Annotated in this window: 9 protein-coding genes; 3 read left to right on the top strand and 6 right to left on the bottom strand. The window is 66.9% G+C overall.

The annotated features are described in order from the left end of the window. Positions 1 to 185: 185 nt before the first annotated feature. The 5 genes from ACFY5C_RS22495 to ngcE all read right to left on the bottom strand — a co-directional run bounded on the left by ACFY5C_RS22495 (position 186) and on the right by ngcE (position 6,218). A complete protein-coding gene (locus tag ACFY5C_RS22495; RefSeq protein WP_389447188.1) occupies positions 186 to 1,289 on the bottom strand; it encodes a substrate-binding domain-containing protein in 1,104 nt (367 codons plus the stop codon). A gap of 133 nt (positions 1,290 to 1,422) precedes the next feature. Continuing rightward, positions 1,423 to 2,622 (bottom strand): ROK family protein, encoded by a 1,200-nt coding sequence (locus tag ACFY5C_RS22490; protein ID WP_389447186.1) that lies wholly within the window; start codon positions 2,620 to 2,622, stop codon positions 1,423 to 1,425. Positions 2,623 to 2,831: 209 nt separating this feature from the next. Then, positions 2,832 to 3,764 carry a carbohydrate ABC transporter permease gene (locus ACFY5C_RS22485; protein ID WP_389446807.1) on the bottom strand — a complete coding sequence of 311 codons (933 nt, stop codon included), beginning with the start codon at positions 3,762 to 3,764 and terminating at the stop codon, positions 2,832 to 2,834. Positions 3,765 to 3,776: 12 nt separating this feature from the next. After that, a complete protein-coding gene (locus tag ACFY5C_RS22480) occupies positions 3,777 to 4,700 on the bottom strand; it encodes a carbohydrate ABC transporter permease (RefSeq protein ID WP_389446805.1) in 924 nt (307 codons plus the stop codon). Between the two features lie 51 nt (positions 4,701 to 4,751). Next, complete coding sequence (gene ngcE, locus ACFY5C_RS22475; RefSeq protein ID WP_389446803.1) at positions 4,752 to 6,218, bottom strand: N-acetylglucosamine/diacetylchitobiose ABC transporter substrate-binding protein; 1,467 nt, start codon at positions 6,216 to 6,218, stop codon at positions 4,752 to 4,754. Between the two features lie 354 nt (positions 6,219 to 6,572). Between ngcE and ACFY5C_RS22470 the strand changes: the two genes are divergently transcribed. Together ACFY5C_RS22470 and ACFY5C_RS22465 are read left to right on the top strand one after the other, a co-directional pair. Next, positions 6,573 to 10,373 carry a GH92 family glycosyl hydrolase gene (locus ACFY5C_RS22470; RefSeq protein ID WP_389446801.1) on the top strand — a complete coding sequence of 1,267 codons (3,801 nt, stop codon included), beginning with the start codon at positions 6,573 to 6,575 and terminating at the stop codon, positions 10,371 to 10,373. Positions 10,374 to 10,458: 85 nt separating this feature from the next. Continuing rightward, positions 10,459 to 10,854 (top strand): hypothetical protein, encoded by a 396-nt coding sequence (locus ACFY5C_RS22465; protein ID WP_389446799.1) that lies wholly within the window; start codon positions 10,459 to 10,461, stop codon positions 10,852 to 10,854. Positions 10,855 to 11,104: 250 nt separating this feature from the next. On the opposite strand, the gene ACFY5C_RS22460 is transcribed toward ACFY5C_RS22465, so the two are convergent. Continuing rightward, a complete protein-coding gene (locus ACFY5C_RS22460; protein ID WP_389446798.1) occupies positions 11,105 to 12,205 on the bottom strand; it encodes a lytic polysaccharide monooxygenase in 1,101 nt (366 codons plus the stop codon). A gap of 282 nt (positions 12,206 to 12,487) precedes the next feature. Between ACFY5C_RS22460 and ACFY5C_RS22455 the strand changes: the two genes are divergently transcribed. Further along, positions 12,488 to 13,102, top strand: coding sequence for a Uma2 family endonuclease (locus ACFY5C_RS22455; RefSeq protein ID WP_389446796.1), 615 nt, complete (start codon positions 12,488 to 12,490; stop codon positions 13,100 to 13,102). The last annotated feature ends 27 nt before the right edge of the window (positions 13,103 to 13,129 follow it).

Here is a 13,129-nt window from a genome sequence, read left to right as displayed (position 1 = left end):
GACCCGGCGGAAGGGTTGTGCAGAGAAAAGTTGGGGGGTTCCGTCCGGCGCCCCGCGCCGAGCTTGCGGGGCTGACGTATGCGCGGGGCGCCGGAGGAGTCTTGAGCAGTCATGTCCCGTGCGTGAATTCAAGGACGAATTCCCGCACCTGGAAAGGGACCTGTGGCTGCTTTCGCCGATACGGCTCAGCCGGTGACGCCGGCCTTGTCGCAGGCGGCCTTGTACTTGCCGGTGCAGATCTCGTCGACCGTGTAGACGCCGTCCTTGATGACGGTGTCGTTGATGTTGTCCTTCGTCAGCGAGGTGACGGGGACGAGCACGGACGGGATGCCCTTCTCGCTGCCGCTGTCGACCTTGTCCTTGGCGATGGAGTCGAGCGACTTGCCCTGGGCGAGCGCGACGGCCATCTCGGCGGCGGCCTCGGCCTCGGGGGCGTACGGCTTGTAGACGCTCATGTACTGCTCGCCGGTGACGATGCGCTGCACGGCGGCCAGCTCGGCGTCCTGACCGGTGACCGGGACGCTGATGCCCGCGGCCTTGAGCGCGGTGATGATACCGCCGGCCATGCCGTCGTTGGCGGAGTAGACGCCGGCGATGTTGTTCTTGCCGACCGCCGAGATCGCCGCCTCCATCTCGGAGTTGGCGTTCTCCGGCTTCCACTCCTTGGTGTCGTACTCCTTGGCGATGGTGACCTTGCCGTCGAGCGCGGAGTGGGCGCCTTCCTTGAACTGCGCGGCGTTCGGGTCGGTGACCGATCCGTTGATCATGACGACCTTGGAGTCCTTGGTCGCCTTGTCACCCAGCGCCTTCAGCAGGGCCTCGCCCTGGGTCTTGCCGACGGACACGTTGTCGAACGAGGTGTAGGCGCTGATCGGGCCCTCGGCCAGACGGTCGTAGGCGACGACCTTGATGCCGGCGTCGACGGCCTTCTGCACGGAGTTCTTGATCGCCTTGGCGTCGACGGCGTCCAGGATGAGGACGTCCACCTTGTTGGTGATCATGGTGTCGACCTGCTGGGCCTGCAGGTTGGCGTCCTGCTTGGCGTTGTTGTAGTCGATCTTCGCCTTGCCGTCCGTCAGCTCCTTGATCTTCTCCTCGATCAGCGGACGGTCGAACTTCTCGTAGCGCGCGGTCTGGTTCTCCGGGAGCAGGAGACCGACCTTGATGTCATTGCCCTTGGCGGCGGAGGCGGTCGAGTCGTTGTCGCCACCGGCTTCCTCGGCGCTGCCACAGGCAGCCAGCGAGACGGCCATCGCACCTGCGGCAATGGCAACGGCGGCACGACGCATACGCGTGTTCACTTCAGAAACCTCCCTGACGAGGCCGCGACGTTGCGGCCGAGGTGGCTGGAAGTCAACTCGGCCACACGTGCGACGTCAAGAAGTAAATCCTTAACGGGTTGGCAACGGTGCCATCCGTTCTCTAAGTGAAGGCAGGCGTGGCCGCGTGCAGCGTGCTGTCCAAAAGGGTCGAATCCCCCATCTCGCTGAGCGCGAGCGCGAGGGCTCCGAGCACTTCCGCACGACCGCCAAGTGCCCCGGGGAGAACGGACAGTTGGCGCGCCGCGCTGGGAATGGCGTAGCGGCCGACGGACTCCCGGATCGGCCCGAGGACCAGCTCACCGGCCTCGGCGAGATCACCGCCGAGGACCACGCGGCTCGGGTTCAGGAGATTGCAGAGATTCGCGACTCCACTGCCGATGTGGCGGCCGACGTCAGCGATCACCCGACGGCAGCCCGGGTCTCCGTCCCTGGCCAGCCGCACGACGCCCTCCATGGTGAGGTCGGTGCCATGGCTGGACTGGAGCAGCGGGAGCACGTAGCGCGCGGCCGCGAAGGTCTCCAGGCAGCCCCGGTTTCCGCAGCGGCAGACCGGGCCGGATTCATCCAGAGTAATATGCCCGATTTCTCCTGCTGTGCCGCCCGGGCCACGGTAGATCTTGCCGCTGATGACGAGGCCGGCACCGACACCGCTGGCGACCTTGATGTACGCCAGGTCCCGCACGCCCCGCCCGCTGCCCCAGACCAGCTCACCCAGGGCACCCAGGTTGGCGTCGTTGTCCACGTGCACGGGCACGCCGAGCCGCCCCCGCAGCTCCTCGGCGGGCTTGGTGCCGGTCCAGCCGGGCAGGATGGCGGTCGAGCCGAGGGTGCCGGACTCGACGTCGATCGGGCCGGGCACGCCGACGCCCACCCCGGCGATCTTGGACCGGTCGACACCGGTCGCCGCGATCAGCCGGTTGACCAGCTCCTCGGCCCGGTCGAAGCCCTGCGTCGAGGAGGCGTCGACGTCCAGCGGCTCGGCCTCCTCGGCCAACACCTGGTGGGCCAGGTTCCCGACCGCGACGCGCAAATGGGTGTGCCCGAAGTCGACCCCTATGACGATCCCGGCGTCACCGCTCAGGGAGACGCTGCGGGCCCGTCGGCCACCCGCCGAGGTGGGCGTGACCTCGACCGTGCCGCCGTCCTTGAGCTCGCGGACGATGTTGGAGACCGTCGCCGCCGACAGACCCGTGGTCCTCGCGATCTCCGCCTGGGTGAGCGATCCGGCGAGCCGGACGGCCCGGACGACCCGCTCCAGGTTGGCTCGGTGCAGCGACGACTGCGACCCCGGAGTCTCCACGACGACCTCCTGCGCGCGGGACCGCTTCGATGAGGCCCCGTCCGTGTCCAACTAGTGAACTCTAAGCTGAGCCGTTCGGGTTGCCTCCCGTCAAGAGGTTGAACCGGATCCGGGAGTGTGCACACGCGCGCGTGAGCCGCCCCGGTGTGGGACGGCTCACGTGTGACGTGGGGTGACGTGGTGCCTACGGTGGGGCCAACAGAGAGCGTTTACTTCAGCGCACCTGCCGTAAGGCCCGCCTGCACCTGTCGTTGGAAGATGAAGTAGACGATCAGCACCGGCAGCATCGCGATCATCATGCCGGCCATCAGGGCGCCCCAGTCGTTCTCGTAGCCCTGCTGCAGGGCGATCATCGCCAGGCCCTGGGTGAGCACGTACTTGTCCTCGTTCTGGTTGAGGACCATCGGCAGCAGGTACTGGTTCCACTGCCCCAGGAAGTTGAAGATCCCGATGCTGATCAGACCCGGCTTGGCCATCGGCACCATCACCTGGAAGAACGTTCGCGTGTGCGACGCCCCGTCGATCAGCGCCGCCTCCGCGACCGAGGTCGGCAGGGTGCGGAAGAACGCGGTCATGAAGAAGACCGTGAACGGCAGCGAATAGGCGATGTAGACGAGGATCAGTCCGTGGTACGTCGCCAGCAGCGAGCTGCCGGGGAAGTCCCGCAGCACGAAGAACAGCGGGATGACCAGCATGAAGACCGGGAAGGACATGCCGGCCACGAACATGAAGTAGATGAACCGGTTGCCCGGGAAGGTGAAGCGGGCCAGCACATAGGCGGCCATCGAGCCCAGCACCATGGTGCCGACCACCGAACCGCCCACCACGATGGCGGTGTTGAGGAAGTACTGGCCCATGTTCGCCTTGTTCCAGGCGTTGGCCCAGTTCTCGAAGTGCAACGAGGTCGGCAGCCCCCACGGCTCCGAGAGGATGCCGTTGCTCGTCTTGAAGGAGCTCCACAGCACCCACAGCAGCGGCACGCCGACCATCAGCGCCCACAGGACGAGCATGCCGTGCGAGAAGACGTGCAGGACGCCGCCCTCGGAGCTGCGGCCGTCGGTCGCGCCGAGCTTCTTGGTGACGCTCGGCCGGTCCGCCTCGTCCGTCTTGGTGACCGTGCCGGTGTTCGTGTCGGTCGTCATCGCCCCGTACCCCTAGAACTCGATCCGCTCACGCCGCGCGAAGCGCAGGGTGAGCACTGCGAACGTCATGGTGACGATGAGCATCGCGACGCCCATCGCGGACGCATAGCCGAACTGGCTGTCGCGGAACGCCGTCAGGTACAGACGCAGCGGCATGACGTCCGTGGCTCCGTCGGGGCCGCCCATGTTGACCGACATGATCTGCACCAGGGCGAAGCCGTCCAGGGCGATGATGCCCATGTACACCCAGCCGGTCTGCACGGTGTCCCACAGCAGCGGCAGGGTGATCCTGAAGAAGGTGTGGAAGCGGCCCGCGCCGTCGAGCAGCGCCGCCTCGTAGATGTCCCGCGGGATGGAGGCCATCGCCGCCGAGAACAGCACGACGTAGAAGCCGACGTGGGACCAGATCATCACCGCCATGATGCACAGCAGGGCGAGGCTCTTCTCGCCCAGCCAGGCGTTCTGCCAGCCGTCCAGACCGACCCCGCCCAGCAGGGAGTTGAGCATGCCGTCCTGCGGGTCCGGGTTGTAGATGTTGAACCAGATGACGGCGATGATGGTGATGGAAATGACCTGGGGGAAGAAGAAGACGAAACGGTAGAACTTCGAACCGGCGACACCGGTGATGACTTCGTTCTTACGTCGCTTTCCGCCGACATTCAGCATGAAGGCGAAGAACAGGCCGAGTCCCAGCGTCACGATCGGCACCGCGATCAGCATGTAGACGTTGTGCCACAGCGCGTTCCAGAAGTCCTCGTTGTGCCAGAGCTTTTCGAAGTTCTCGAGGCCGACGAACTTCGCCGTGCCGACCAGGCCCGACCAGTCGGTCAGCGAGATCTGGAACGCCTGGACGAACGGCGAGATCACAAAGACCGCGTACACGATGACGGGCAGGGCCAGGAAGCCCACGATGAATCGGTATTTGCCGTGTTGCATGGAGCTTCCCGGCCCCTTCCCCTTCGAGTGCCGTTGCGCCGGACCGGACTCTTACTTCTCGCGCGTGAACTTCTTCACCGAGTCGTCCTTCCGGACGGCGTCGGCGTATTGCTGCGTCTTCTTGATCCAGTCGGCCGCCTTCAGTTCACCGGTGAGCAGCTGCCCGGTGAGACCGCCGATCTTCTCGTCGGTGAGCGAGGGGTACCACTCCTGGAGCTGGAGGCTGATGATGTTGTCGCCGGCGTCCTTGAACGCCTTGCTCGCCGAGGCGAGGCCCGGCGAGAGAGTCATGCCCTCGGTCGCGTCGACCACACAGGTGAGCGACTTGACCTTGGTGGCGAAGTTCTGCGCGTGCTTCTTGGAGAGCATGATGCGCAGCAGTTCCATGCCGCCGGCCGGGTTCTTGCCCTTGGCGGACACGATGTACGGCTCGCTGGGCTCGGCGCGCAGGGTGCCGTTCGGCAGCTTGTCGCCGGCGGAGCCGTCGAACAGGGCGCCGACGGACATCCCGAAGTCCTTGGGCGTGGTCGGGGCGGCCTCGTTCTCCACCCAGGAGCCGTTCGGGATGAAGACGGCCTTGCCCTTGTTCCAGGCGGTCTGCGACTGAATGTGCGTCAGGCCCTGGCTGCCCTGGAGGAAGTACTTCTTGGCGGCCAGCTCCTCGTAGTGCTCCACGACCTGCTTGACCGCGTCGTTGCTGGTCCAGGCGTTCGGCTCCAGGTTGTCGATGGCGATCCAGCCCTCCATGCCACCGATCTTCGCGATCTGCGCGAACAGGTTGAAGTGGACGTAGTACGGATACTTTCCGGCGTACGTCCAGGGCGCGATGCCCTTCTTCTTGATCTCGCCGCAGAGCTTGACCATCTCGTCGAGGGTCTTGGGGTACTCCCAGCCGTTGTCGTCGAGGGCCTTCTGCGAGTACCAGGTGCCGTAGATGGTGAAGGCGTAGTAGAGCACGTCGAAGGTCTCGCCGTGCTTGCCCTTCTCGATGGTGCTCGGGTGGATGACGTCCGAGATCTTCTTGCTCGCGTCGTCCAGCGAGGGTGCGTCGAGCAGCGCCTTGAGGTCCTGGAGCTGGCCCTGTGTGGACAGCTTGTTCATGTCCAGGTGGTCGGCGCCGGAGTTGTCGATGACGTCCGGCGGGTTGCCGCCGGCGAAGCGCGGGGTCAGCTTCGGGCCGACCTGCTGGGTACCGGTGTGCTTGACCTCGGCCTTGTACTTCGACTTGTAGTCGGCCTCGGCGTCCTTGGCGTACTGGTCACCCAGGCCGCCCTTGAAGATGAACGCCTCCAGCGCGGTGCCCTCCTTCACCCCGAGGGGGTTGGTGGCGGACTTCGCGCCACCCGGGGCCTTGCTCTCCTCGTCGCTGCCGCCACCCCCGCCGGTGGCACACGCGGAGAGGAAACTCATCGTCGGTACGGAGATCAGACCGAGGGCGGCGGACCGCTTGATCAGATCGCGGCGCCCCACACTTGCGGAGCCGTTGTTCTCGGTGTTCTCGGCGGAAGTGGATCCCATGCTCAAGTCCTCGCCTTCTCCAGGACTCAGGCGGTGAACCGGATCCTCCCCGGCACCGCGGTCGGGTCACGCTGGGTTGTGCAGGAAGTGCGGAATCATGTGAAGTGCCGACAGGTATAGTCCACTTCCCGCCAGCGGAGCAAGATCGAATGCAAGGTTGGCCGATGGTCTTTTCCGAGTTGAGACCTCGCGGAAATATGAGCGGCCTGTGTGTGGCTTGCCCGGAATAATCCGCGACATAGGCCCCGTATGCCGCACCCAACACCCTTGACAATACCCGGCACTTGAGCCACAACTGATCCTTGCGCAGCGAAGTTGACAACGTTGTCCCGTGCGCAGGGAGGGTACCGGCTTATGCAGCAGAGAGCTCGGCACAGATGGGGTACGGCGGTCGTGTCGGCGACCGCCTTTGCTTTGACCGTGGGCTCGCAGGGCGTGGCGGTCGCCCTGCCCGAGGCCCCCGCGAAGGCCGACCGGAGTTTCGCGTCCTCGTTCGAGGCCGACGATCCGGCACCCGACTGGCTCAATACCGTCGACACCGCCCCGGACGGCGGCAAGCGCGCCTCGGGCGTCGACGGCGGCTACAGCAGTGGCATACCGGGCAATGTGACCGACCACGTCACCGACGTCCGGGCCAGCGGCGAGAACACTGGCGGCGGCGAGGTGAAGGAGAACCTCTCCGACGGGGAGTCGAGCAGCAAGTGGCTGGTCTTCGAAGCCACCGGATGGGTGGAATTCGACCTCGACAAACCCATGAAAATCGCTAAATACGCGCTCACTTCGGCCAACGACTACGCCGAACGTGACCCGCGGGACTGGACCCTGAAGGGCTCCACGGACGGCAAGGACTGGAAGACCGTCGACACCCGATCGGGCGAGACGTTCGCCGAACGGTTCCAGACAAAGACGTACGACCTCTCGGAACCGGCCGAATACCAGCACTTCCGGCTGGAAATCACCCAGAACAACGGCGCCTCCGACATCCTTCAGCTCGCGGACGTCCAGTTCTCCACGGGCGGCAGCGACGGCCCGGTCCCGCAAGACATGCTCTCCCTCGTCGACCGCGGCCCGAGCGGCTCCCCGACCGCGAAGGCGGGCGCCGGATTCACCGGCAAGCGGGCGCTGCGCTACGCCGGCCGGCACACGGCGGACGGGCGGGCGTACTCGTACAACAAGGTCTACGACGTGAACGTGGCCGTCGGCCGCGACACCCGGCTGTCGTACCGCGTCTTCCCCTCGATGGCGGACGGCGACCGCGACTACGACGCCACGAACGTCTCGGTCGACCTGGCCTTCACCGACGGCACCTACCTCAGCGACCTCGGCGCCACCGACCAGCACGGCTTCCCGCTCTCCCCGCGCGGACAGGGCGCGGCCAAGGTGCTGTACGTCAACCAGTGGAACGCCGTCGCCTCGCGCATCGGGTCGGTCGCGGCCGGCAGGACGGTCGACCGGATACTCGTGGCGTACGACTCCCCCAAGGGCCCGGCGAAGTTCCGGGGCTGGCTGGACGACATCTCGCTGAAGTCCGTCGCGCCCGAGAAGCCGAAGGCCCACAAGTCGGACTACGCGCTCACCACCCGCGGCACCCTCTCCAGCGGCGGTTTCTCGCGCGGCAACAACTTCCCGGCGACCGCCGTCCCGCACGGCTTCAACTTCTGGACGCCGGTGACGAACGCGGGCTCGCTGAGCTGGCTGTACGACTACGCCCGCGCGAACAACGACGACAACCTGCCGACGATCCAGGCGTTCAGCGCCAGCCATGAGCCGAGCCCCTGGATGGGTGACCGGCAGACGTTCCAGGTGATGCCGTCGGCCGCCTCCGGCACCCCGGACACCGGGCGCGAGGCGCGTGAGCTGGCCTTCCGGCACGAGAACGAGACCGCGCGGCCGTACTACTACGGGGTGCGGTTCGAGAACGGGCTCAAGGCGGAGATGGCGCCGACCGACCATGCGGCGGTGCTGCGCTTCACCTACCCGGGTGACGACGCGAGCGTCCTCTTCGACAACGTGACCGACCAGGCGGGACTCACGCTCGACAAGGAGAGCGGAACCTTCACCGGCTACTCGGACGTGAAGTCCGGGTTGTCGACAGGGGCCACCCGGCTGTTCGTGTACGGCACTTTCGACAAGCCCGTGACCGAGGGGTCCTCCAGCGGGGTGAAGGGCCACCTGCGTTTCGACGCCGGCGACGACCGCACCGTGACGCTCCGCCTGGCCACCTCGCTCATCAGCGTCGACCAGGCCAAGGACAACCTGCGCCAGGAGGTCGACGACGCCTCCTTCGAGGCGGTGAAGTCGCGCGCCCAGCGCCAGTGGGACAAGCTGCTCGGCAAGGTCGAGGTGGAGGGCGCGACGCAGGACCAGCTGACCACGCTGTACTCCAGCCTGTACCGGCTGTACCTGTACCCCAACTCGGGCTTCGAGAAGGTCGGTTCGAAGTACCGGTACGCGTCGCCGTTCTCCCCGATGCCGAACCCGGACACCCCGACGCACACCGGCGCGAAGATCGTGGACGGCAAGGTGTACGTCAACAACGGCTTCTGGGACACCTACCGGACCACCTGGCCGGCGTACTCGCTCCTCACGCCCAGCCAGGCGGGCGAGATGGTCGACGGCTTCGTCCAGCAGTACAAGGACGGCGGCTGGACGTCCCGCTGGTCCTCCCCCGGCTATGCGGACCTGATGACCGGCACGTCCTCGGACGTCGCCTTCGCGGACGCCTACGTCAAGGGCGTCGACTTCGACGCGAAGTCGGCGTACGACGCGGCCGTGAAGAACGCGACGGTCGTGCCCCCGTCCTCGGGCGTGGGCCGCAAGGGCATGGCGACCTCGCCCTTCCTCGGCTACACGAACACCGAGACGCACGAGGGCCTGTCGTGGGCGCTGGAGGGCTACCTCAACGACTACGGCATCTCCAGGATGGGCCAGGCGCTCTACAAGAAGACCGGCGACAAGCGGTACAAGGAGGAGTCCGAGTACTTCCTCAACCGTGCCCAGGACTACGTCAACCTCTTCGACTCCAAGGCCGGCTTCTTCCAGGGCCGCGACGAGAAGGGCGACTGGCGCGTCGAGTCCTCCAAGTACGACCCGCGTGTGTGGGGTTACGACTACACGGAGACGAACGGGTGGGGTTATGCCTTCACCGCCCCGCAGGACAGCCGGGGCCTGGCCAACCTCTACGGCGGCCGTAGCGGTCTCGGGGACAAGCTCGACGAGTACTTCGCCACCCCGGAGACGGCCTCGCCCGACTTCGTCGGCTCCTACGGCGGTGTCATCCACGAGATGACGGAGGCGCGGGACGTCCGGATGGGCATGTACGGCCACTCCAACCAGGTCGCCCACCACGCGAACTACATGTACAACGCGGCCGGGCAGCCCTGGAAGGCGCAGAAGAACGTCCGCGAGGTGCTGTCCCGGCTGTACGTCGGCAGCGAGATCGGGCAGGGCTACCACGGCGACGAGGACAACGGCGAGCAGTCGGCCTGGTTCCTGTTCTCCGCGCTGGGCTTCTATCCGCTGGTGATGGGCAGTGGCGAGTACGCCATCGGATCGCCCCTGTTCACCAAGGCGACGGTCCAGCTGGAGAACGGCCGCAAGCTGGTCGTCAAGGCGCCGAAGAACAACGCCCGCAATGTGTATGTCCAGGGCCTGAAGGTCAACGGCGTTCCGTGGAAGTCGACTTCGCTCCCCCACTCGCTGATCGCGAAGGGGGGCGTCCTGGAGTTCGACATGGGCCCGCGGCCCTCCACCTGGGGCACCGGCAAGAACGCCGCTCCGGTGTCGATCACCAAGGACGACGAGGTGCCGACGCCGCGGACGGACGTACTGAAGGGTGACGGTGCGCTGTTCGACAACACGTCGGCGACGCAGGCGAGTGTCACCTCGCTCGAGCTGCCGGTGCCGGAGCGGACCAAGGCCGTGCAGTACACCCTGACGTCGCCGGCCGAGCGGGCGAAGGCTCCGACCGGCTGGAAGCTCCAGGGGTCGGACGACGGCACCACGTGGCGGACCCTCGACGAGCGCACCGGGCAGTCCTTCGCGTGGGACCGGCAGACACGGGCGTTCTCCGTGGGGTCACCGGGTACGTACGGGAAGTACCGCCTCGTGCTCGACGGTGAGGCGGTGATGTCGGAAGTCGAACTGCTCGCCTGAGCAGGTGCATCGGGGGTCTCATGCAGGGTGTCGATCCGGCCTGGCTGCCGGACGAGGCGTTCCGGCCGATCGGCACCGGCGGACCATGATCCGTGGTTCGGTTCCGCTGGTGGACACGGTGCGCGCAGAGGTGGCGGAGGCCTGCCGACGGTTCGGGGGAAGCGTCAGGCGCGACAGCGCGGCGGCTCCCGGTCCCGGTCCCTGCGACCTGGTGCTGGAGCTGGCCGGCACCGAGGGCGGCGAGGGGTTCACCTCCGGACGCGGTGACAGTCGTACGACCGTCACCGCGTCCGGCGCGTCCGGGCTGCTGTACGGCCTGTTCCATGTCGTGCGCCTCGGGGAGGCCGCGTTCCACGGCGATCGTCAACCCGCGGGTACGCCGGCGGGTCACTGTTCTGGGCGGACGGCCGGGCGCGCGGTGAGCCACGGAAGAGTGCCTGCGGGGCGCGAGGGCACACAGGCGGGGCACCCGAACGGCTGAGCGGCCCAACTGAGTTGACATCGTTGTCCGTTGAGGCGATAGAGTCATGTGCAGACCAATCGACAACGTTGTCGCATCGCGGCATCGCACCAGCCACGCACCATCCGGACGGTCCTACTTCCCCCCTCTGGCCCGTCCGGCTCGCGGACCCGGTGGATGGCGGCTCAGCGTCCACCGGGTCCGCCCGGAGCCACGGCCCTCCGGGGCATCGGGCCCTTGGGATCGGACCCTGGGGATCAGGCCCTGCGGATCAGCCCACCCGGCAGGGCAGGGTCGTCGCACTGTCGCCGCCCGGGCCGGAGACGACGTAGCCGAACGTCGTGCTCTCCCCAGGATCGAGAGAGCCGTTCCAGTCGGCGTTGTGGACCATGACGTCCTGGCCGGTGTAGGTCGCGTTGCCGCTCCAGAGGCTCTCGACCTTCTGGCCGCTCGCGAGCGTCCAGTCGACCATCCAGCCGAGCATCGGGACGTCGCCGCTGTTGGTGACGGTCACCTCGGACTGGTAGCCGCCGGACCAGCTGCCGGTCGTGCGGCGGGTGGCGGAGCACTCGCCGGGCACCGGGTCGGTCGGGTTGCCGGGCTCCTTGATGCCGGTCACCTCGCCGTTGCCGCCGTCGAAGACGATGTCGGAGCAGGAGTAGAAGGTCTCCGCACTGTCCGAGCGCTGCCAGACCATGTAGATGAGGTGACGGCCGGACTTGTTCGCCGGAAGCTGCCCGCTCCAGGAGTAGTTGGCCTCGACCGTGCCCGGGGAGCCGTTGAGCGGTGGGTGGTCGACACTCAGGAAGGGCCGCTCCTCCATGTCGTCCCAGGTGAGGGGCTGGGTGGGGTCGAAGCCGTCCTTGGTGAGGTAGACGTAGAACCAACCCGGGTGCGCCGCCCAGGCGTTGTACGAGAAGTCGACCGCCGCACCCGAGGTGAGGTGGGTGAGCGGCCAGTCCTTGCTCGGTGTGTCGAAGCCGTTGAAGTTGGCGTTGCCGCCGCTGCAGAGCTCGCCGTCGGGCACGAAGCCGCGGGTGCGGCCGGCGCCGTCGGAGCGCAGCACCGAGAACCAGTTGTAGAACGGCGTGGTGCCGCCGGCCTGCTGGGCCGACCGGCAGGCCGGGTTCACGGGCTTGATCTCACCGGTGTCGGTCAGGCCGTCCTGCCAGCACAGGAAGGTGCGGCTGCCCGGCTTCATGGGCGTGCCGTGAGCCTCTGCCTCGCCGCTGGCGCTCATGACCAGGGCAACGGCCGGGACGGTCGCGAGCAGGGAGATCAGGACGAGGAAGAGGGCTCTGGCGCGGGTGGGGAGGGTTAATCGGCGGGGCGGCGGGGTCGTCGCCCCCGAGTCATGCGTTGTCAGGATCATGACAGTCGAGTCCGTCCCTTCAGGTACGGGGCTGCGTGGATGCGTGCATGGAAGTACAGCTGCCGCGATGCGGGCGCGCGGGGCGGGAGCGGTCCGGGCGGCGGGTTCCGGTCCACCGACGATGGGAGCGCTCCCACCCCGTCTGTTGCGGAAGGTAGCGCCGTGGGGCGTGGTTGTAAACGCCTTCGCGAGCGTCAAGGGCATGTCATGGCATCGCCGGTTCGGGTGGCGATACCTTCGTACGTACGATCACGCCGCGTATCGGCGTCCACACTGGCGTCCATGGGAGCAGTGATGACCACACCCCAGCGGGGACCGGCGACCGAGGACACCTGGATGTTCCCTCCGGCCGACGGCTGGACCTTCGACCAGGTCAAGGCCTTGGAGCTGCCCTTCGACTGGGAACTCGTGGACGGAGTGATCGTGGCTCGTGGGCAGACCAATGTCTGGCACAACGAAGTGCGGGACGGGATCACCGACGCACTCAAGGCTGCGCGAGTGTCGCCCTATCGGGTCCTGACGGAACAGTGCGTAATGGTGGACGACCGGAACACACCCAAACCCGACGCGATCATCTACGATCCTCGGAATCTGAACTTCTTCGAGGCTGAGTGCATCCCGGTAGCGAAGGTCGCCCTGGCTGTGGAGGTCGTCTCCCCCGGCTCCCGCCAGGACGACCGCGTACGCAAGCCCGCACTCTTCGCCGCACACAAGGTCCCGTACTACTGGCGTGTGGAACTGGATCGGGACCAGAAGCTCGCGGTGCACGAGTACTGGCTCAACGCGGACACCTTTTCCTACTTCCCCGCACCGTCGCACCCGGTGCACCACGACAAGCTGGTCACCGAGCTGCCCTTCCCGATCGAGATCGACCTCGACGCGCTCGTAGGGTTCTGACCTCGGCGTATGCCCTCCCGCGACGCC

It is taken from the genome of Streptomyces sp. NPDC012935, assembly GCF_042900345.1.
Classification (GTDB): Bacteria; Actinomycetota; Actinomycetes; order Streptomycetales; family Streptomycetaceae; genus Streptomyces.
Note: the sequence above shows the minus strand (reverse complement) of the source record. Positions and strands in the feature narration are given on the sequence as shown.

Coding starts and splice junctions, on each gene's coding strand:
- ACFY5C_RS22495 (WP_389447188.1), bottom strand. CDS start 1,289: ATGCGTCGTGCCGCCGTTGCCATTGCCGCAGGTGCGATGGCCGTCTCG.
- ACFY5C_RS22485 (WP_389446807.1), bottom strand. CDS start 3,764: ATGACGACCGACACGAACACCGGCACGGTCACCAAGACGGACGAGGCG.
- ACFY5C_RS22480 (WP_389446805.1), bottom strand. CDS start 4,700: ATGCAACACGGCAAATACCGATTCATCGTGGGCTTCCTGGCCCTGCCC.
- ngcE (WP_389446803.1), bottom strand. CDS start 6,218: ATGGGATCCACTTCCGCCGAGAACACCGAGAACAACGGCTCCGCAAGT.
- ACFY5C_RS22470 (WP_389446801.1), top strand. CDS start 6,573: ATGCAGCAGAGAGCTCGGCACAGATGGGGTACGGCGGTCGTGTCGGCG.
- ACFY5C_RS22465 (WP_389446799.1), top strand. CDS start 10,459: ATGATCCGTGGTTCGGTTCCGCTGGTGGACACGGTGCGCGCAGAGGTG.
- ACFY5C_RS22460 (WP_389446798.1), bottom strand. CDS start 12,205: ATGATCCTGACAACGCATGACTCGGGGGCGACGACCCCGCCGCCCCGC.
- ACFY5C_RS22455 (WP_389446796.1), top strand. CDS start 12,488: ATGGGAGCAGTGATGACCACACCCCAGCGGGGACCGGCGACCGAGGAC.